The sequence below is a fragment of the Micromonospora nigra genome, assembly GCF_900091585.1.
Classification (GTDB): Bacteria; Actinomycetota; Actinomycetes; order Mycobacteriales; family Micromonosporaceae; genus Micromonospora; species Micromonospora nigra.
Genome location: NZ_FMHT01000003.1, coordinates 781,362 through 800,325, shown reverse-complemented (window position 1 = coordinate 800,325; position 18,964 = coordinate 781,362). Strand labels below are relative to the sequence as shown.

The window sequence follows — 18,964 nt, the reverse complement described above, 5'->3', positions numbered from 1 at the left end:
CGCGGCAGTCCGTAAGCTGTTGGAAGAGCACCGCACAGGAACCGGGGTCACCATCCGTGTAGCCCTGACCGAGCCCGAACGGGCGCAGGTCGGTCGGATTCTCGGCCTGGACTGGGAAACATCCGGTCGACCGATCACCCTCGGCAAGCTGCGGGCCGCGCTGACCCGCGCCGGTGACGACCTGCTCGACCTACTGACCCGCACCGGCGGCCCAATCGTCGACGTCCGCGGCCGCAGGGAGCAGGCCGCCGCGCTGGCGGCCGCCACCGTCGAATCCGCCTATACCACCCTCGACAAAGCCGGGCTGCCCACGCACGCAGTGGAACTGGCCCGGACCCGGCGATGGCTTGAACGCCCTAACCCGGACCTGGCCACCAGCCGAGCCGCTGACCTCACACGGCTGTGGCAGACGCTGCCCGGCACCGGCCGACCCCTGGCGGAGGTGGCGAACAGCCTCTTCGCCGACCCTCACCGGCTGGACCGCGACACCGACCTGGGCCGTATCTCCGCCCGCCTCCTCGCCGCCGCCACCGCCCTACCCGCCGACGCCGCAGCCGCCGCTGACACGGCGCTCGGCGCAGCCCGGTGGCGGCAGGTGTGGGCCGAACACGGGGTCAGCTGCGACGAAGTGTCGGCCACCGTCCTGGTCCTCAATCTCCCGCTCACCGGGACCGCGCCGGCAACGAGGATCGCGGCAGCGGCCGCCGGGTGCGGCGAGCCAGTGTGGCTGACCAGCCGGTCACTACGCGGCGACTGGGCACCCTGCCCAGACGTGGACAGGGTCCGGGTCTGCGAAAACCCGGCAGTAGCGGAAGCCGCTGCCGAGCGTCTCGGCCAGACCTGTCTGCCGCTGGTATGCATCTACGGCCGGCCATCGTCGGCGGCCTGGACACTCCTGCGCGGCCTGGCCGGCGCCGGCGTGCGGCTGCTGGTAACTGCCGACAGGGACGACGCCGGCCATCGGTTCCTCACGGAAATGCTCTCTCTCCCCGGCGCCACCGAATGGCTCACGGACGCCGACGGTGTGTACGAGGAGGCCCGCCTGGACGCGCTGATCACCGACCTGACCCCGGCACTCAGCGTCGCCGCCATGCGTACGACAGATGATCCTGGCCGCATACCGGGCCCTGCTCGCTCGAATGGACTGATCTGATGTCGCCCGCGCGGCCCTACTCGCCGGCGGCTGACACCCTAACAGCGCCATGCCTCGCGCTACGTGCCTCCCACCGTGCATCGCCGAGATCGCCGGCCAGGTCCATACAGCCTGCGTTAACGGCCGCACGCAGCACCTCAACCGCTGCCACAGTCGGGGCCAGCGCCGTGGTGCGCGTTCAGGTCACCGCCCGCGGCCAGCACCTTGACGTCCGCGAGCCGCCCCTGCGCCACCCAGAGCCGGAGCCCGAGCTTCATTGGCAACGCTCCGGCCCGAGCGGGCCGCCCGTTCGTACAGCAGCTCCGCATAGGCGAAGCGCAAAGGCCACGCCCTCGAGGAACTTCACCGGACCCTGCGGTTACGTAGGACGAGGATCGCCAGCGGACGAGATCGGCCACCTCTCGTTGTGACGCCCGCCGGAGTCAGCCGTCCTGGCAGGTGCATCCCGATCGCCCCGCACACTCCCGGCACTCGGGACATCGAAACCGCGATCCGGGAACGCTTTCTGCGGCGGTGCACGGCATCGCCAGCACATCCGCGCCGGCTGTCCGGTCGACGCGATCCCCGTTGGTGGTGTCGATGATGGCATTGTGCGGCCACAGCACCGGGTACCGAGCACCGCAGGAGCAGACCCGGCTGCCCCAGATGGCCTCGCAGTTGCCGCACCGGGCGTGGAAGGTGTCGCGGTCCCGCATGTGCAGCCGCGCTCCGGGCTCTTGGCAGAGCGGGCAGGTGTCGAACCGACCGAAGGCCGCCCCCGCCGCATCCAGGGCGGCCGTCAGCTCTGCCGGCAGAAGCTGACTGTCCCGGCTCGGGCCCTGGTGCCGGTCCACCGCCTCCCGGAGCAGGTGCGACCGCTCCTCGGGGGTGGGTCGGCGGAGCAGCAGCACCCGCCCGCCGCCCACCGGACGCAGCCAGTTCCTCGCCGGCAGCGTCGGCACCCCAGCGGGCAGCGCCAGCGGCAGGGGGTATCCGTGGCTGAACCACCGGCCCTGCAACGTCCACCGGAGGGCCCGCCCCAGCCGCTCCTCGCCCTCGACCTCCAGCGGGCTGATCGGCACGAGGCAGGCCGTCGTCCCGAAACCCGCCGGATGCAAGCCCCGACGTACCGGACGGGGCAGCGATGACCGGGTGGCCCGCAGGCCGGGATAGACCACAACGACCGGACCGGGAAGTGCCGCCAGATCGGCGAGCCAGCCCTGCCGGACCGGTCCGGGGACCTCCGCGCCGAGGTCTCGCGGGTCGGTCACGATTCGGGTCACTTCCGTCCCGCCGAAGTGAACGCCGACCGAACCGTCCTCGCTCATCGACCACGTCAACTCCTCCGCCGGGCCGCGCAGCCGGAGCTGGTTGCCCGCTGCCGGAGCCGGGGCATCCGGGTCGTCCGGCCGGTACCCCAGCAGCGCCAGGGCACGCAGCGATAGCGCGGCGACGTACGCTCGGTAGGCGGCGGGGAATTCCCGGCTGTCGGCCCGTGCCTGGTCCGTATCCGCCGCCTGCTGCACCGCCCAGCGCTCCCAGAGCTTCCCGACGCGCCGGTACCGACGGTCGTTGGTGAACAGGTTCGTCCACCTGAGCCGCATCGGTACCCGCGCCCGCCGATCGGCGTGGGTGAGTGCGGGGGAGTGGCGCAGAGCACGTAGCCGGCCCCGCGCGTTCGCCAGTGCCGCGTGGGTCGCCTCGATGGCGGCGGCCGACGCCGCCTTGTCCGCCACCGCCACCGCCACCAGCTCGGCGATCCGCTCGCGCCGCCGCCAGGAGCTGGTGCCGTGCAGCGCGCCCACGAACGCGCTCATGTCGGCGAGGCCCGCGCCGAGCAGGGTCAGTTCGTGGATCCGCCTGGTCAGATACTCGTCCAACCGGTCCACCAGTTGCGCCGCGACCCGATTCTCGTAGAAGTCGACGTCCTCGACGTAGCGAAGGGACAGCACTCGCAGCGGATGGATGCGTCCGTGCTCGACCCCGGCCCATTCCTCCGGATGCCCGGCGAGCCGGGCTAGCCCGGCCGGTGGCACCCGGCGGGCAACGTCCGCCCGCACCACCTCCTCCGTCCGCGCGAGGCGGTCGTGCGGACGGAGGCAGACGTGCGCGAGGCTGTCCAGGCCGCGCTGGACCTCCCGGTCGAAGTCCCGCAGCGAAGCCCGCTCGACGGTGTCCGGGACGAACATGTTCGTCGCCATCCAGGCGCTGACGTCGCTGGCCCGGGCGAGAACCCGCGAGGTATCGATGACCGAGCCCACAACCAGGGGGTCGGTAGCACCCGTCCGATCGGCCACGTCAGCTCTCCCGGCGGTGCACTTCGTCGTCGAGCAACCGGACGCAGCGAACCGGCTCACCCGCCATCTTGTGCAGGTCCCACGCCGTGCGGATCGCCTCCCGCAGCTTGCCGAGGCCCGTCACAGTGACGTCGTACCGGCCCCGGACGGTGCGGAGCACCTTCATCGCCAGGAAGTGGTCGGCTGCAAGGGACCGCCCGTCCTGGTCGGCGTCGCCGTACTCGGGCTGCTCGCCTGTCGGGTCACCCTGCCGGGCCGCCACCACCACCGGCGTGAACGCGCGCAGCTGCTTCTCCACGCGAGGGCCGAGGAGGGCCCGGCCGTGCTCCTGGAGGTCGCCGGTGAGGTACTCGACGAACGCCAGGACGGCCTTCTCGTCCTCGCGATGTGCCCGCCGCGCCTGCTTGAAGGCCCGCCGCAGGGTGTCCGTCCCGTACGGCGGCAGGGCGGGCACCGGCCTCCGGTCAAGCCGGGGCCGCTGCGCCGGCAACTCCATCAGGTGCGCCCGGTTGTACGTCTTGTCGGCGAACTCCAACGTGGACTCGTCCTGGTTGGCGGTGCCGATGAACCACACATTGGGCGGCAAGACGATGCTCGTGCCGCCGACCAGCTGGCGCGGCGCCCGGCCGTCCCCGCGGGTCACCAGCTGGATTGGCACCCCGTCGTCATTCTCCAGCTTCGACAGGAGCACCGAGAAGTACTGCTCGGGCCGGGACAGGTTCATCTCGTCCAGCACGATGAAGAACGGCCGGTCCCGGTGCCGAGGTGTCTGTGCCCGATAGAGCGCCTGCAGGAACTCGGTCTCCTCGAACCGTCGCTCAAAGGTGTTGTGGTGGCCGAAGAGGTCGGTGCGGTCACGCCAGCCGGCCTGCACCTCGATCACCGCGCAGTCGGTGCCGAGCGCACCGGCCAGCGCCCTCGGCAGGGACGTCTTGCCGATGCCGCTCATCCCCTCCAACAGATGCAGGCGGCTCATCGCCAGCCCGCCGAGCAGCACGCAGATGTCGTTCAGGCGATACGCGCGGTCGTGCTCGGCGAACATCGTCGTCTGCAGCGAGCGGGCGAACCCTGCCAGGTCCGGTAGGTCGCCGGACACCTCGCCCGGCTCGTCGAGCGCCGGGTCGTCGTCCATCGCCACGCACCGGGGGAAAAGCGGCGTACCCGGGTCGGGGCGGTCCTGGTACAGGGCGTCGATGGCCGACCGCAACTCCGCGATCCGCCCCTCGTACCCGCGGGTGAGGACCTCGAAGTGCCGTTCGGCGTCCGCGAGTTGCTTCACCTGCAAGTTGTTGATCCGGTCGGCGAGGGCCGCGCCCCGGAGTTCTTGGAGTTCGTAGCTGAGCTGTTCGCGTGCGGTGTTCAGCTCGCGGTTCTGCTGCTCCAACCAGCGGAGCCGATCTAGGTCCTCGTCGCCGATCCGGGCGGCGAGCTTGTCCCGCAGTTCGGCGTTCTGGGCGCGGAGCCGTTCCATCTCGTCCAGCACGTGAGCGGGATCCGAAGAGCCGATCTTGAGTAGCACCTGCTCCCGTTCGGCCAGCCGGCCGTGCAGGTCGGCGACCGCCTCCTCGGCCGCCGCGTACTGAATCCGGAGGACCTGCAGGTCCCGGTCGAGTGCGGTCACCTCCGCGGCGGCCCGCGCGGTCACCTCCCTCTCCAGGTCGCGCTCCCGCCGCTCGAGCTGGATCTCCTGTCCCCGCAGGGCACCCTGGTCGTAGTCGAGCTGTTGTGCCCGGGTCGTGAGCTGCTGGCGTTCCTGGGCGAGTTCGGCGTGGACGCGTTCCGCGTCGGCCAGCCGATCCCGCCGGGTCTGCTCGATCTCGGCAAGCGCCTCGGTCCGCTCCGTCACCCACCGCTCGCGCTCGGCGGCCACCTCCGCCGACGCGGCCCGTCGCAGCTCCGCCAGTTCCGCGTCGAGCGCCGCCCGGGCCCGCTCCGCCTCCGCCACGAAGCCCGCCTCGGCCGCCTTCTCCCGGTCCCGCAGCTGCGCATCCCGTTCGTCGAGCCGGGCCTCCGCCCGGGCCAGCCGGCCACGGATCTCCTCCGCCTCGGCCTGGGCCTGTGCCGCGAGGTTCAGGTCTGTCCGGATGCGCTGCCGGTCCGCCTCGGCCGCCTCCTCCCGCGCTCGTGCCGCCTCCTCGCGGGCCCGTGCCGCTTCCTCCCGGGTCCGTGCCGCCTCCTCCCGCGCCGTGGCGGCCAGGGCACAGCGCCGGTACTCCTCGATCTGCAGGGTGAGTTTGTCGTAGGTGGTCAGCACCTCCTCCGAGGACCGCTGCGCGGGCGTCAGGGCCTCGGTGGTCAGCGCGTTGACGAGTTCGGAGCCGTCCTCCGCGCGGCGCGCGGCGAGCGCCAGATCGGCTTGGACCTCGTCAGCGCGGGGCCGGGACCGGGCCCCGAGGTTGCGGTACGGCGACCGGGACTTGCTCTTCCCCATGGGTTTGGTTGTCCTTTCGCGAAGGCCGGGACAGATCGGGCAGGTCGACGCCCAGGTACGCGGCCGTCGTGTGCTGGGCGAGCGCCCAGGCCGCCTCGCCGGTGTCGAGGTTGAGCGGCACCACCGCGGCGTGCGCACCGCCGGTGTTCCGGTCGCTCGACAACCGCCTCAGCTCGGTGAACAGGTGTGGGCGGACCTCGGCCAGTCGTCGGACGGGATGGTCCGGTCCGCCGTGCGCGCCCGAGACCAGCACCGCGGCGAGCATCGCCGGCGTGTTGGAGACCTTCTCCGGACGACGAACCGCCTTCCGGAACTCGTCCGCTTTGAACCCGAGGACCTGGAGGTGCTCGCCGAACGGCATCCCGAGTCGCCGGCAGCATCGTCCGAGCGGACCGGCGAACCGGTTCCCGTGGGGAGTCAGTTCGGGCGCGTCGGCCGGCGGCGGGTGCCGGGCGACGATGTCGCGCAGGACGACCTCGTGCAGGCGCCAGGCGTTTCGGACCACGTCGCCGATTTCGGTGCAGCCGTCCCCGGTCAGGCGGGCCCGTTCCATGTCCCGCTCCAGCAGGGTCAGCAGCTCGAAGAGGTCGCGGTGCGCCCGGACCAGACCGGCGAACCGGTCCTCCAGGACCTCGCCGATCCGTCGGCGCAACGCAATGTCGAGCCGGTCGTACTCCAGCACCACCGCTTCGCTGCGCCGGCCGATGAACCGTTCGACTTGCTCGCGCAGCGCCGGCACCTGTTGCAGCCGGGTCGCCACCAGGCGCCGCAGGTAGGTGCTGGACCGGCCGGTGAACGGGCTGAACGCGTCCCAGCTCACGGTCTCGGTACTCGCCGGTTCGTGGCGATCCGACACGAGCGGGACCGGAATCCACACCGGCACACCCGAGGTCATCAAGGCCACCCGTGAGACCACACGATCCGGGGCGGCCCGGTCCCACCGTCGGGCCCGGCCCCGCTCCTGCTTGGCCCGCTCACCACGCGAGACAGCCTCGACAACCTCCTCGTGGCTGGGCTGCTCGGTGCCCGTCCAGCGCTCCGGCAGCACCGGGAATGCGGTGACCCGCAACGGCGCACCGGCAGTCCGCAGCTGCAGCGAGACCTGTTGCCGGGCCCGCCAATCGGCCTGCGCCAGCCGGGCCTGCAGGGTCGACGCCGGCCAGAGCGATCCGGTCAAGACGTCCTGGTAGACATACGTAGTGATGGTCCGGGTCGGGTCGGGGAAGCCGTCCCGCAACGCCTGCAGCCCGGTGTCGGTCACCGCGCCATTTCGGTCCAGGTAGGACAGCGCACGCAGGTCCGACCGGACCATCTCCACCAGGTCACCCTGGAGGCCGAGCAGCGCCGCCATCTCGCCCACCTCCCGGTATCCGGACCGGGCCAGCCCGAGCACCGCCGACTGGAAGACGTTCAGCCGTTCCTCGTGCACGAGCGGGGCGACCACCCGGTAGCGCAGGGCTGGCCACAGCAGCCACAGTTGGTCGCCCCGATACCGGACGTGGTCCGGTAGGACCACCGGGCTGTCAACGTCGAATCCCGCCACCGTCCACCCCCTTGCAGAGTTCCCGGAACGCCACCAGCCCCTCGGCCACCGACCGGCCGGGACGTCCCGGCGCCTCCGGCGTCGCCGACCGTTCCGCCATTGCGGCGTCACCCACCGCGATGAGCAGCCGGCGTTGCCGGCTCATCGCCACGCACATGCGGCTGTCGCTGAGCAGGTGCCCGTACCGCCGGACGGCCTCGGCGGGGTCGGGGGTGGACCTAGGCGGTGAACTGCTCCGGGTCACCGACAGCAGAACAACGTCGAACTCCATGCCCTGGAAGGCGTCGACGGTGCCCACCCGGAGCCGCTGTCGGGGGACCGGCTCGGCGGTGTAGGCCATCGCCGGTACCGGTGCGAACCCTCCCTCGTCGTCCACGACAGCCAAGCCTGCATCGACCAGTTCGGTCTCCAGCAGGACCTGCTGCTCCCGGTAGAAAGTGATCACGCCGAAGGTGAGCTGCCGCGCCTCGTCCCGTGCGGCCAGCTCCCGCAGCTCCCGCACCAGCCGGATCGCCTCCACCCGCCGGGTCCGGCTGAATCCGGTCCGTTCCTCGGCACCCGCCCCCCGCGGGACGTCGATCCAGCCCGCGACCTTCCTGGCCCATGGGCTCAGGTCGTGGGTCAGCTCCTGGGTGGAGGGGTGGGACTTGACCACGTCCGGGCCGCCGTAGAACACCGAGCTGACGAACCGCCCCAGGGCGGGGTGCATGCGGAATTGGGTGTCGAGCCGGATCGTCCGCACCGCGGGTCGCTCGCTCGCGAAGAGGTCGAACCACCGTTCGAAGAGGCTCTGGGACAGCTCGGACCCGTCGAGTGAACGATTGCGGCGCAGCTCCCGCTCCACCTTCTGCTCCAGCATGTGCGGGAGCTGCTTGTGGTCGCCGACCAGGATGATCCGCCGGCGGGCGAAGGCCATCGGGATCATCAGGTCGAGCGGGTTGGCGCGGGCTGCTTCGTCGACGACGACGGTGTCGAAGACCGGCAACGGCGCGTCGAGCACCCGGGACATCTCGCGGGAATCGGCGTGCTGCACGGTCGAGGCGAGCACCGCGTTATACCGAGCCAGGGTCCGCTCCACCAGGTCAAGGTCCTCCCGCAGGTCGTCCTGGTACGCGCGAAGCACCTCGGCGGCGCTGTCGGTGGACGCCGCGTGGACCTGGTGCACTGCCTCCGCGACCTCGATCAGCAGGTCCTCGACGGCCGGATCGTGCTGCGGGGTGTGCAGCAGGCCGGTGGTCGCTGCCAGCCGGTCGAGCAGCGCCAACCGCAGTTCCGCCAGGTCGGGGAGGAGGGCTGCCTGGTCCGCGTCCCCGGTGGCGGCCCGCCCCAGCAGGAGCTGGGCTTGTTCGTCGAGCACGTCGGTCAGCAGCCGCAGCGCGCCGCCCGCCCGCTCCGGGCCGTCGTCCGCGAAGGAGACCGGGGTAACGCGGATCGACCGGACGACCCGAGCCACCGCAGCCCGTTCCTCGTCCGTCAGGCTCCGGCCGAGCGTGCCGGTCACCTGCAGCTCCGCCAACGTCCGGTCTAACCGGCTGCGCAGTCCGGCCGGCAGTTCCGCCCCGGCCAGCCGCTTCGTCTCCGTCAGCAGGTTCGTCAGATCGGGCCCGGCGACGGGGTGCCGGCTGTAGGCGGCCGCCAGCTGACGCAGCCGTACGACGCGGTCCCAGCCGGCCACCTCGGGACGGTGCCGGTCGAGGTGGCGGTCGACCGCGGCCACCGTCTCGTCCCGCCACTGTCGGGTGTTCTGCCGGTCCCGTTCTGGTTTGTTGCTCACCCGGGTCGGCGGCAGGCCCAGCCGTCGGGCCCGGCGGGCCACGTTGTCCACCGCGTCGTGCTGGACGCTGGACAGCAACGTCCGGTTCACCGCCACCGCTCGGTCCCCCAGCTCGTCGAGGCAGCGCAGGAGATCGGTGATGAAGCGAGTCTTGCCGGTGCCGGGCGGACCCTGCACCAGGAGGATGTCCGGTGTGCGCAGCGCCATCCGGAGAGCGGCCCGCTGCACCTCCGTCGGTCTCTCGCCGGCAGCAGCGCCGATGACCCGGTTCACCGCCCGGTCGTGTGCTGGGTCGGCGCGTGGCTGCGCGCCGGGACGCGGGAGTCCCTCGATGAGCAGTCGCAGGCCGGGCAATTCGGCCTGGTCGTTCTCGATCCGCTCGCGGGCGGTGTCCCGCCGCCGCAACCGGGACCGGTCCCCGGACAGGGAGCGGAACAGGTAGCCCGTCACGGGTGGCGGCTCGTCCCCGGCGACCGCGAGGTCCACCGTCCAGTTTCCCACCGCCGCGCCGCGGACTTCGCCGTGCACCCCCACGGTGGCCCGGCCGCGTTTCTCCGCCAGTTCCGGGGGAAGCTCCCCGGCCGCTTCGAGCTCCAGCCGCCCCGGGTACGCGGCCACCGTGCCGAGAAACCGTGCGGCCCGCTCGCCGGGCTGTAGCTCGAACCGCCAGTCACCCCGGGCGGTCACCTTGCACGACTGGAACCTCGCCCACCGCAGCCGCTTGGCGTCCTCAACCAGGGCCTCCCGCTCGATGTTGTTGTACGCCTGCCATAAGTCGAGGTAGGTGCGTCCGTCGGACTCGAGGCCGAGCAGGGCGGCCCGGATCGCCTCCGACGCGTCCGCCTCCGCGCCTCGGTCGACGAACCGTACGTCCACCTCACTCAGCCGGTGCCAGCGGCCTCGCCCCCGGGGCATCCGCGCCGGTCATCCGGGTGATCCGAAGTACGTTGTCGACCAGCGCGACGTCGGCGACCCAGCGGGTGCCGTGCAGTGTGAACGCGCTCCCGGCGGGCTGCTCGCGGGGCCCACCGCTGTGCACGATTCGGTCCCGCGCGCCTTCAGCCGGCGGAGGCAAGCAGAACTCCCGTCGCAGCCAGTCCCGCACCTCGTCGAAGCCTGTGGTGTGTACCCGGGCTGCGACGCGGACCTGTCCGGCGACCCGGTCGTCGACACCGATCTCCAACCGCGGGCCGAGGTCGGCACCGGCGAAGCCGTGGCACTGGAGGTCTACCTCGCGGTCGGTCGCGTGGGCGACCCAGGCCACGACGCTGTGTCCGGCTGCGGCGACCCAGTCACGCGCATCCGGATCCGCCACCTGGGCTCGGAAAGGGCCGTACTGGCGGCCCTGGTGTACCGCCAGGTCGAACGCGGCCGTCGCCGCAGGCACGCGTACCTCGATCTCACGGTCCTGGCGATCCTTCTCCGCGAGCGCCTTCAGCCAGGGCGGTACCACGGCGCCCATCACCGGGTGGACGCGGATCAGCCGGGTGTCGCCCACGGTCAGTTCGTCAGCGCGCATCGGGCGCCTCGATCGACTGCAGGACCAGGATCCGGTGTGGCCGCAATTCGGTGTCGAAGTGGATCCACCACGGAGCGCGCAGGTGCTCGACCGCGGCGGAGCCGGGAATGAGCTGGAGTCCGTTGCCGCCCTGCGGCGGCACGCGGCGCACTATCGACCGTCCGCAGTTGCGCACCCGGACCTCGGCGCCGCCGTCCCACTCCATCCGGAGCAGCGCCACGGTTGGGTCCTCCGGGTGTCGTACTGCCGTGCGATTCGTGACCAGGAGCGGCCGGTGCGCCTGCAGCACCAGCGTCAGGTCGTCCTGGGGGAGCAACGGTGGTGGCCCTTCAGTCAGGCGTGGGAACTGTTCGAGCACGGTGACCGTCAGCGCGGGCGGGCGGGCGGCCCGGCACCACGGGCAGGTGGGGTGCGCGGCGAGGAAGCTCTGGCCGCACGGGCAGACCAGGCAGCGGTCGGCGGCGGCGTGCAGGGCCGCCGCCCACTCCCCGGCGCCGGGGCGTGCCCACGGGTCGGTCATCCCCTCCTCGAAGGTACGTCGGAACAGATCCCGCAGGCGCCGTGTGAGCACCCGGTCGGCCGGGTAGCCGAACCGGGTCCGGTTGCGATCGTCGGTCGAGTGGTCGATCCAGGGCACCAGCCCGCGCTGGGCGTCGTCCTCCAGTTCGACCTCGCCCTCGTTGACGTAGTCGCCGATCAGCGGGTGATTCATGGTCAGGACCTCGTACGCGAGCACGGCGAACGAGTAGACGTCGCTGAAGACGGTGTTGCCGCTCTGCCCCCGCAGGAGCTCCGGTGCGGTGTAAAAGGGCGTCCCGAGCCGACGGGTCGCCGTACTGCTCTCGGTCTGCAGGTTGTCCGCGTCGATCAGCCGGACTTCGTCGTGACCGAGGTCGGAGGAAACCAGTACGTTACCCGGAGAGACATCGCTGTAGACGATTCCCCGATCGTGCAGGGTGGCGAGGACATCGGCGCACCGGGCGAGCAGGACGAGCCGGCGGCGCAGGCCACCACCGCCCAGATACCACGCGTCCTCGTCCTGCTGCGGCGGGTCGCACAGCTCCCGCAGCGGAACCATGTCCTCCAACAGCTCCATGACGTAGCCGACATGCGGCGGTGCCAGTTGCTCCAGCGGGCGGCAGAGGGGAATGCCGTCCAGTGGCAGCCACCGGAGGCGGGCGAAGAGCTCGGTCATCCGGTCCCGGCTGGAATCGTCGGGGGCGCACAGTTTCACTGCCAGGCCGCCGTACCGGGTACGGAAGACCGCCCCTTCGCCGCCGCTTCCCAACTGGTTGTCGAGCAGGAGATCGAGGTGCAGGTTGTTGCTCGCGGCTCGGACACTGCTCGGCCACGCGGAGCCTTCCGTGCTCAATCCAGATCCTCCAGCCGGACGGCTCTCGCTGCAGTGCGCTGGTGGAGCTGTTCGGTCACCGTCGCGGTTACCCACCGGAACTGCGCCGGGATCTCGTGCACCTGGTCGCTCCGAAGCACGTCGGTGCCGGGAGTGCTGAACTGGGCCAACACCTCGTCAGCCTCCGAGGTCCGATCGACGCCGATCCCGATGGCCAGCCGCAGTGCCCGCGCACCCCAACGGGTGCCGAGCAATGCCGTCAACGGAGCCTGCCAGTCGTCCGTGGGCAGCCCGTCGGAGACCAGGACCAGGGTGGGCGGGAATGCCCGCTTCGGCACGATGGTCGGGTCGTCGAGCAGCGCCCGGGTCAGGTCGAACGCACCACCCATCGGAGTCCGGCCCCGCGGTGTGAGTTCGGTCCACTGTGCCTGTGAGGCGCGGACCAGCGGCTGGTGCACGACGGCCTCGTCCCCGCCGAAGGCGATCACCGCAACGTGTATCTCTCCCCGCGCGGAGTCCTCCGCAGCGAACGCGTGCAGCATGCTCCGAATACTGCGATTGAGCACGTGGATCTTCTCGCCGTCCATGCTTCCGCTGATGTCGGCGAGGACGATCACCGGCATCGGCCGAGGCGGGCGTCGCGATTGGTTCGCCAACACCTGCTGTTCGGCGTCGAGGGTTGAGCCATATGCCGTCAGGTTCTCCGGCGCCAATACACCGGCTCCTCTCCAAAATCGCTCTGTACGTATGCTCGTCACGCGACCGAGCCAGTCAGGCTCTCACTGGACGTTTGTTTCGCGTTCGCGTCAGTAGTGACCGATTTACGCCTCGACCTCGTCAGGGCAATATGCCGGACCTGACCCGGAAGGCGCACATTCTGGCCAGCTCTACCTTGACCAGAATCAGAGCATTTCAGCCCGCGATCGTGTCTGATTCACTTTCACCCGACATCGACGTACATGAGGTCCGTCGATCCGGCCCTCAGACGCCGTACGCCTGAATCATGACCGCGCGACGAGCCTATCCGTCCGACCTGTCCGACGCCCGATGGGCCCTGATCGCACCCCGCCTGACAGCCTGGCGACAGGCCCGCACCGATGCCGGAGTCAGCGGCCGCACCCCCACTCACGACCTGCGCGAGATCTTCAACGCCATCCTGTACGTCAACCGCACCGGCATCGCCTGGCGCTACCTGCCCCACGACTTCCCGCCCCACCCGACGGTCTACGGCTACTTCGCCGCCTGGAGCAAGGAAGGCATCTTCACCGAACTGAACTACCAGCTCACCGGCCTCGTACGCGACCACCACGGCCGCACCATCGCACCCACCGCGTCCATCATGGACAGCCAGAGCGTCAAGACCTCCACCAACGTCCCATTGTCCACACAGGGCACCGATGCCGGGAAGAAGATCGTCGGCCGCAAACGCGGCATCATCACCGACACCCTCGGCCTCCTCCTCGCCGTCATCGTCACCGCCGCCAGCACCAGCGACAACACCATCGGCGCAGACCTGCTCGACCAGGCCACCACCACCTACCCCACCCTGACCAAAACCTGGGCCGACGCCGGATTCAAAAACCGCGTCATCGAACACGGCGCCCACCTCGGCGTCGACGTCGAGATCGTCACCAAGGACCCGCAGGTCAAGGGCTTCAGCGTGGTCAAGCGCAGATGGGTCGTCGAACGCACCATCGGCTGGCTCATGCACCACCGCCGACTCGTCCGCGACTACGAAGCCCGCCCCGACAACTCCGCCAGCATGATCACCCTCGCCATGATCGACAACCTCGCCAAACGCCTCACCACCGAAACCACCCCAACCTGGCGAGAACCCCTACAACCACAACACACACAAAATACGTGAATCAGACGTCCTCTCAGGTGCCTTCCGACAGGTCAATATCCCGAACGTGCCGAGAGTGGACTGTGTCGGGATACCGACAACCAGCGGGCTATCTTGAGCGCCTTGAGCGTGCTGCCGCCAACCTGATCCAGGGCAGCCAGAACGCTAAGCCCGTTGGCGATCTTCTCCTGTTGCTGGTTCCGGCATGGCCCTTCCAAATTCGATTGGTTTCCTTTGTTAGCTGGTGGATCGATCGTGGGATGCTGTCGCGTGCCGTGGTTGCGGCATGGAGCCGATGACAGGGACGAGTGAACTCTGGTGATTCATCCCGATGACCTGCCCCGCTGGCGGCACAAGCTCGATCAGATCGAGGCGGCCGTGGACCTCGACGAGGAAGTGAAGCAGCGCTGGGCCAAGGCGGATGCGCTGCGGCCCACCCGGGATGCCGAGGCACGCAATCTGGTTTCGGAGCTCATCGCCACGCGGGATTTCGCGGCATTCCGGGCAGGCTCGGACAAGTGGTCGCGCCAGGAGGGTCCGTACAACGCCTTCTCGGGTTTCGGTCAGATGTGGCTCAACCAGGTCGCCAACAACCTGCCCGATGACCCCGAGGCGCTGAACGTGCTGGTCCGCGCCTTCACCACGCCGGCCACCGTGGATGAGGCGCGCTCCCGGTTCGCCGAGGTCGAGCGGGTGACCCGGGACCTGGCGAGTAAGGGGCAACCGGCCGTCGGGCGGATCCCGTACGTGTTGTCAGTGTTCTGGTCGACGGACCGCGTGCGGCCGGGCTGGCCGGTGATGTGGAAGAGCGCGCCGGAGCGGATGTGGGCGCTGGGTTGGCTGCGGACGTGGGAGAACGCCGACCGCTACCTAGCGGTGGTTGAAGCGGCACGCGCGTTCTATCCCGACGATGTCCACCGGTTCGAGCGATTGATGTGGTTCCTATCCGAGCGACAGGGGTTCGTGGGAGTCAACCCCGCCGTGCGGGAGATGTGCGACGAGGCCACCGGCATCATGGCCACCTACGAGGTGGGCGCGCGCTATCCGGACGAGGAACGTTCGAGTCGAGCAGCCGCTCTCGCCGCCCAACTCAAGGGCGAGCTGCACATCGCCGCCAAGGGGCTTCTGGCGGACCTACGGGCCGCCACGGGACTCGAGCTGGAGACCTCGCAACCGCAGGACCGGATCGCTTCGGACAAGGCGGCCGCGTATCGCGCGGATGCCTATGCCACCTGGTCGCTGCCCGGGGCGGTGTCCGCAGCCGGCCTACGCCTGTGGGCCACGCGTTCGGGGCTTGCGCTCGGCCTGTACGACTGGCGGAACCCAGGCGCCGGCGCGGCGCTTGCCATGGGTCCGCTCCCCTCCGGTCACCGGTTCTTCGAGATCCGGCCCCACCTCACCGGAGACCGGCTCGTTCCGGTCGACGCCGATCCGGGTGGGAGCACGTTAGTGGGGAAGTGGTGGCCCTGGTCCGAGGTTCCCCCGGGCCTCGCCCTGCGGGGCGCCCTACTCGAAGAGGTGGGTCGGCTCAAGCCTCTGGTGAGGCTGGTCGCCGGCCAGGGCGAGGCCGTGCCGGCGACGATCCCCGAGGGGGAGAACCTGGCGGCGGCGCTCGCCAGGTTCAAGGCTGAGCGCCCTTACCCGAACGACAAGGACGAGTGGCATGCCGAACAGCGGCAGCAGTTCGCTGAGGCTCTGTCACCTGAGAACCTGACCATCTTCGACCTGGACCAGTTCCGGCTGCTCGTCAACGGCAAGCGCTACGGCAACCCGGGTCCGCAGTCGGTGCTCAACGCCAGCCTTTCGGGCATGGACTCGGTCGCCCTCGACGCCTTCGCCAACAAACTTCGTGAGGTCCTCTTCGGTGATGGAGAGGTTGCCGCCCGCATCGACCGAGGCCTGGATTGGAAGGACCTCGGCACAAAGGGGCTGGGCGAGAGCGTGCTGCTGAAGCTGTTCGCCGTCACCGACCCCCGGCGCTTCCTGCCGATCTTCCCGCTGACGGGTCCGATGGGCAAGATTGCCATGCTGCGCCGGTTCGGGCTCGCGGAGCCGGACGGCGCACTGAGCCGCGGTCAGCAGCACGTCGAGGCGAACGATCGGCTGCGGGCAACCCTCGAGCAGATGCTGCCCGGCGATCCCTGGGGGCAGGGTCAGTTCGCCTACTGGATGCTCAACCACGACGCCGTGGAGCCGGTTGAGGAGGAGGACCATATCGCCCGGACCGCGCGGGATCTCCTCTTGCCCGAACTGTTCCTGCACGAGCTCGCTGAACTGCTCCACGAAAAGGGGCAAATCATCTTCTACGGCCCTCCGGGCACGGGCAAGACCTATCTGGCGGACCGGCTGGCCAGCGCCTTGCAGCAGGACCCAGAACGGCGGATGCTCGTCCAGTTTCATCCGTCCACCTCGTACGAGGACTTCTTCGAGGGCTACCGGCCACGCACCGATGAACGGGGGCAGCTGACCTACGAGCTTCGCTCCGGGCCGCTTGCGCTGATGGCGGAGAAGGCGGAAAGTAACCCCGGAGTGCCGCACTACCTGATCATCGACGAGATCAATCGCGCCAACCTGCCGCGCGTCTTCGGCGAACTGCTGTTCCTGCTGGAATACCGGAACAAGGCCGTACGCACCGCCTATCGACCCGACGAACCATTCGAGCTGCCGCGCAATCTCTTCTTCATCGGCACCATGAACACCGCCGACAGGTCGATCGCGATGGTGGACGCGGCCCTGCGCCGACGGTTCCATTTCATCCCGTTCATGCCGCACGAGGGAGCGATGCGGTCGCTGCTCGCCGACTGGTTAAAGAAGAACGGGGAGCCGGTGTGGGTCGCCGGACTGGTAGATCAGGTAAACGAGCGGCTCCGGGTCCTGCTGAAAGGACCGCACCTGCAAGTCGGTCACAGCCACTTCATGAGACAGGGCCTCACCGACGAGCGACTCGCACGCATCTGGGAGTACGACGTCTACCCCTTCATCGAGGACCAGTTGTACGGCCGGCCCGACCAGCTGGAGCAGTTCGCCTGGGCGAAGGTGCATGCCGCGTACGGGCCGTCCTCCGCTTCGGGGAGCGAGGCCATGGATGCCACCTCGGACGACTCCGATGAGTCTTCCTTCTGAATCCCAGGTCGCCGGCGTAGTGAGGCTTCGCGAGTACGAGACCTCGGGGCCCGTAGCTCTCAACGTCGCGGAGGTGTCCCTGCTCCGCGGCATCCCCGGTGGCCGCCTCGAACTCAACCCGTCGGACGAGCCCGGTTCGTACTTCCTCCAGGCCACCTCCTGGGTAGGCGCCGTGGTCCTACCTCGGCTGACCATCCAGATCCTGCCCAAGGTGCGGGACCTGCGGACCGTTCTGACCATGTTCACCTCCGGCGCAGGCCTGGTCGAGTGGGGAACCGACGCGGCGGCGTACGACCGAAGCGACTTCGTCGAAGGCGTCGCGGGACTGTTACTACGAGCGATCAACGGGGCGACCCGCCGAGGGCTCGTCCACGGCTACCGTGCCGTTGACCAGCGACTCCCGGTGATCCGTGGACGCATGGACGTCCAGCAGCTGGTCGCACGGCCGTGGGACTCCTGGCCAGTGCCGTGCCGCTTCGACGACTTCACCGCGGACATACCCGAGAACCGGGTTCTGCTGGCGGCCGTTCGGCATGTCGTGCGGTGGCCAGTAGGCCCCGTCCTGCGTCGCATGGCCGGTGAGCTGCTTCAGCGCCTCGAAGGGGTGGGTGACTCGCCGATCGCGTTGACCGAGTGCGACCTAATCCGACGCACGCCGCTCAATGAGCACTACCAACCGGCTCTTGCACTTGCTCGACTGGTCCTCGAGGGCTTCGGCCTCACCCAGGGCGCGGGTGGCCTGACAGCGCAGAGCTTCCTGGTCGACATGAACAAGCTATTCGAGAAGTGGATCGGGGACGAGCTACGTGCGAGGCTCTACCCCACGATCGAGGTCCTCGAGCAGATGGCTGTTCCCCTGAGCGCCTCGCCACGCGTCACCATGAACCCCGACCTGCTCTTCCTGCGGGGCGCGGAGGTCGTTTTCGTTGCGGACGTCAAGTACAAGCTGACCGGGGGAGGTCTAGCGCGTACCAGCGACTATTACCAGTTGCTGGCCTACACCACGGCCCTGCGACTACCGCGCGGAATGCTCATCTACTGCCGTGCCGACCTCGCTCCGGACCGGGTCATCACAGTGGTCGGGGGTAACCAGCGGCTGCACACCCATCCCGTGGATCTGAGTGGGTCGCCTGAAATGGTCGCCGAGGCGCTTGACGTGGTCGCGGATTCGATCAGGAAGCTGGCCTGACGGCGTACACGGAACTCGAGATGACCGGGGCGGTCGGGCGACTCATCCGGATTCAGACCCTCGCGGTGGCAGTGCGAGCGCAGATCCGCGCGTTGCAGGAGCACCGCGTTACATCGCGCTGATCGGCCCTGGATGCTCTGGCGCTGCGCCCGGTTGTGGTGAATTTCAGAGTTTGACGAAGGCGGTGAACCTCGTGCGCTCACTACCAAAGAAAGCGAGCGGTACGGGTTGCGGTCAACGCCGGCCGGCTGAAGCTCACCAGGACCCAAGCGGTGGGCTCCAGCTTGATGCCTGCACGGTCATTTCGGCCGGTCGATAACCGAGCCAGCTGGCTGGCAAGCTTGGACCCTACGCGTCCCAACTTCGATTCATGCTCACGCACGGTAATGAGCGCGCGAGGTTGAGTCAAAGCTGACCGTGCCGTAATCTATTAGCATGTGCACCCGTAACGGAGCACAGATGATACGTACAAGAGTTCGAATCCCCCCTCGGACACAGATTTGAAGCATCCCTGCTGTACCTGACGTACCGGTGGTCAAGCCCGCTTGAGCACCGGAATCTCGGCCTTGAAGCGGCCTTGAGGGTGGCAGTGCACGGTCAGGCTGGCCGCCATGGCTGATGCGCCGGTTCCCGCCCTCGTGCTCCCGCGACGCTGTCGGAGCGGATCCGCGGAGGCGGTCCAGGATCAGACAGGTCGTTACGTCGTCCGCCGCTGCCGCTGCCAGATCTCCCGACACCCTGCACGGGAGTCATGGTGTA

Annotated in this window: 11 protein-coding genes; 4 read left to right on the top strand and 7 right to left on the bottom strand. The window is 69.4% G+C overall.

The window, feature by feature from the left end:
* The first annotated feature begins 19 nt into the window (after positions 1-19).
* Entirely contained in the window at positions 20-1,153 is a 1,134-nt protein-coding gene (locus tag GA0070616_RS02995; RefSeq protein WP_245712634.1) for a TIGR02679 domain-containing protein, read from the top strand.
* Positions 1,154-1,575: 422 nt separating this feature from the next.
* On the opposite strand, the gene GA0070616_RS02990 is transcribed toward GA0070616_RS02995, so the two are convergent.
* The 7 genes from GA0070616_RS02990 to GA0070616_RS02960 are packed head-to-tail and all read right to left on the bottom strand — an operon-like array spanning position 1,576 to position 12,670.
* Positions 1,576-3,429, bottom strand: a complete 1,854-nt coding sequence (locus GA0070616_RS02990) for a DUF2357 domain-containing protein (RefSeq protein ID WP_091075829.1) — start codon at positions 3,427-3,429, stop codon at positions 1,576-1,578.
* 1 nt (position 3,430) lies between these two features.
* Positions 3,431-5,860, bottom strand: a complete 2,430-nt coding sequence (locus GA0070616_RS29105) for an AAA family ATPase (protein WP_091075826.1) — start codon at positions 5,858-5,860, stop codon at positions 3,431-3,433.
* Complete coding sequence (locus GA0070616_RS29100; RefSeq protein ID WP_091075824.1) at positions 5,796-7,403, bottom strand: hypothetical protein; 1,608 nt, start codon at positions 7,401-7,403, stop codon at positions 5,796-5,798. Before GA0070616_RS29100 ends, GA0070616_RS29105 begins: the two co-directional genes overlap by 65 nt.
* The gene (locus tag GA0070616_RS02975; RefSeq protein ID WP_175439973.1) at positions 7,384-10,053 is read right to left on the bottom strand and encodes a DEAD/DEAH box helicase; all 2,670 of its coding nucleotides are present in this window, start codon (positions 10,051-10,053) and stop codon (positions 7,384-7,386) included. Before GA0070616_RS02975 ends, GA0070616_RS29100 begins: the two co-directional genes overlap by 20 nt.
* A gap of 1 nt (position 10,054) precedes the next feature.
* Complete coding sequence (locus GA0070616_RS02970) at positions 10,055-10,696, bottom strand: hypothetical protein (RefSeq protein WP_091075818.1); 642 nt, start codon at positions 10,694-10,696, stop codon at positions 10,055-10,057.
* Positions 10,686-12,068: a protein kinase domain-containing protein gene (locus tag GA0070616_RS02965; protein WP_091075816.1), complete on the bottom strand. Its 1,383-nt coding sequence runs from the start codon at positions 12,066-12,068 to the stop codon at positions 10,686-10,688. The genes GA0070616_RS02970 and GA0070616_RS02965 overlap by 11 nt, the downstream gene beginning before the upstream one ends.
* Entirely contained in the window at positions 12,065-12,670 is a 606-nt protein-coding gene (locus GA0070616_RS02960) for a vWA domain-containing protein (protein ID WP_091075813.1), read from the bottom strand. Before GA0070616_RS02960 ends, GA0070616_RS02965 begins: the two co-directional genes overlap by 4 nt.
* A gap of 380 nt (positions 12,671-13,050) precedes the next feature.
* Between GA0070616_RS02960 and GA0070616_RS02955 the strand changes: the two genes are divergently transcribed.
* The 3 genes from GA0070616_RS02955 to GA0070616_RS02945 all read left to right on the top strand — a co-directional run bounded on the left by GA0070616_RS02955 (position 13,051) and on the right by GA0070616_RS02945 (position 18,205).
* Complete coding sequence (locus tag GA0070616_RS02955; protein WP_091075810.1) at positions 13,051-13,914, top strand: IS5 family transposase; 864 nt, start codon at positions 13,051-13,053, stop codon at positions 13,912-13,914.
* 297 nt (positions 13,915-14,211) lie between these two features.
* Entirely contained in the window at positions 14,212-17,016 is a 2,805-nt protein-coding gene (locus tag GA0070616_RS28430) for an McrB family protein (protein ID WP_091075804.1), read from the top strand.
* Positions 17,017-17,089: 73 nt separating this feature from the next.
* The gene (locus tag GA0070616_RS02945; RefSeq protein WP_175439972.1) at positions 17,090-18,205 is read left to right on the top strand and encodes an McrC family protein; all 1,116 of its coding nucleotides are present in this window, start codon (positions 17,090-17,092) and stop codon (positions 18,203-18,205) included.
* Positions 18,206-18,964 lie beyond the last annotated feature (759 nt).

Excerpts from the sequence above, each read along its gene's own strand:
- GA0070616_RS29105 (WP_091075826.1), bottom strand. The coding sequence starts at position 5,860 with ATGGGGAAGAGCAAGTCCCGGTCGCCGTACCGCAACCTCGGGGCCCGG.
- GA0070616_RS02970 (WP_091075818.1), bottom strand. The coding sequence starts at position 10,696 with ATGCGCGCTGACGAACTGACCGTGGGCGACACCCGGCTGATCCGCGTC.
- GA0070616_RS02960 (WP_091075813.1), bottom strand. The coding sequence starts at position 12,670 with ATGCCGGTGATCGTCCTCGCCGACATCAGCGGAAGCATGGACGGCGAG.
- GA0070616_RS02955 (WP_091075810.1), top strand. The coding sequence starts at position 13,051 with ATGACCGCGCGACGAGCCTATCCGTCCGACCTGTCCGACGCCCGATGG.